Origin of the sequence: Stieleria mannarensis (assembly GCF_014154935.1) — a bacterium.
GTDB classification, from domain to species: Bacteria; Planctomycetota; Planctomycetia; order Pirellulales; family Pirellulaceae; genus Stieleria; species Stieleria mannarensis.
This window is the reverse complement of the sequence record NZ_JACEHH010000147.1, coordinates 1-1506: the sequence shown is the minus strand read 5'-3', so window position 1 is coordinate 1506 and position 1506 is coordinate 1. Positions and strand designations below refer to the sequence as shown.

General features: G+C 52.5%; 1 protein-coding gene. It reads right to left on the bottom strand.

Going from position 1 to position 1506, the window contains the following annotated elements:
• Positions 1 to 1399 (bottom strand): IS1634 family transposase (locus H1B37_RS32800; RefSeq protein ID WP_182871484.1); only part of this gene is annotated, 1399 nt, incomplete at its 3' end.
• Between the last annotated feature and the right edge of the window lie 107 nt (positions 1400 to 1506).

Sequence of the window (1506 nt, the reverse complement as noted above, 5' to 3'; positions counted from 1 at the left end):
GCTCCTTCCGAACTGAACGTTCCATTAGCGACATTACCATCAAGGCCCACACGAGAACGTAAAGCAATCCAGCCATTCGCTCCGGCTTCTTCAAAAACATCGGGCTGACTGCCAGTCGACCTTTGAGGTCGCCAAAGCGTCGCTCCACACAGTTTTGATCGCGGTACAGTTCCAGTAGTCGCGACAGCGGATAGGTGCTGCGGGCAAGATTCGTCTTCAGCACGAACACGCCTTCAATCTTTTTGCGACGTGACACTTTCTTGGAATCCAACTTGAAGGCTAAGCTGAACTTTCCGTTTCGTTGTCTCAATTCGTAATCGAAAAAATCGCCCTCGCTATACATTCCCTTTGCTTTTTCGAGACGGCGAACAATCGCTTCCTTGGAGGTCAGCGAGTACTTATTGAGATTGCGTTTGATCTTCTCAAACTCTTCTTGAATTCGTTTGACGTGTCGTTCGCGAGTCTTCGCTTGATCTCGTGCCCGACGCTCACTCCAGATGTAGATTAACCGGTACTTCAGGCGAACCAGGCGTCCATCCACTTCACTTTCGACAACGTCCTCGACTTCGGTTCCCTTGTAGGCATCGCGTTTTTCCGCCGGCCAGTCCCGTTGGCTGTTGGAGCAATAGTTGATCTTGCAGAATTTCCGTTGCAGGCTTAGACACTGCTCTTTCAACTTTGGCTGGAAGGCACCGCCACAAAGAAACTTTCCCTTGCGGGCGTAAATCTGACAGAGGTTCTGCGGCGTGTCGAGCTTCGTGTCGGCGATATAGAGGAACGCCGACTTGCCGACCGTCTTCTCTAGCTTTTTCAAGTTTTCCAGGTGCGTCTTCGACTCGCTTTCGTTGCCACTGAGAGGGAGATGGCTAATCGGCACGCCGCCATCACCCGCGACGCTCAATCCCTGCTGCAACTGCTTGACGTTTTTTCGTCCGCTCTTAGTGTGGCCGTAGCTGGGCAACGGTTGTGGCGGGGTCACAGCGTCCTCGCAGTCATAGCTACCGAAGAGTTCGATCGTCGTGATGTCATAGTGAATCTGGCTAATATCCAAATCGAAAGCATTCACAGCCTTCATGACGAGCGCAGCTTGAACGTCGTCGCCATGTGCAGCGATCCGCTCCAAGGCACGCCCTAGCCGATCGTCATTGAGTTGCTCGGCCGTGAGTCCGAAATAATCGGTCGCCGCAGATTTTTCCGCCCAATCACCGATACGAAACATCGCCTTGGGATTAAGTAAGCGATTGAGAACGAGTACTTCGATCAAAGCACCGAGCGAGACCTCACCTTCCCATGGCACCAATTCGTCAATCGTGGCTGCCATCTCCATGCGATCGAAGTAATTTGCGATGACGGGCATCGCTCCGACGACCTGAGTATCAAATCGAGTGGACGCATCCATGCGAGGCTCCTTGCGAACTGGACTTGCCTAGTTCACCAAGTCTGCCAAGATGTCCGTAATTTGTCTGCGCCAACTTGCTGGAAGGGGTGCGGAATGTAAGTAGCTAC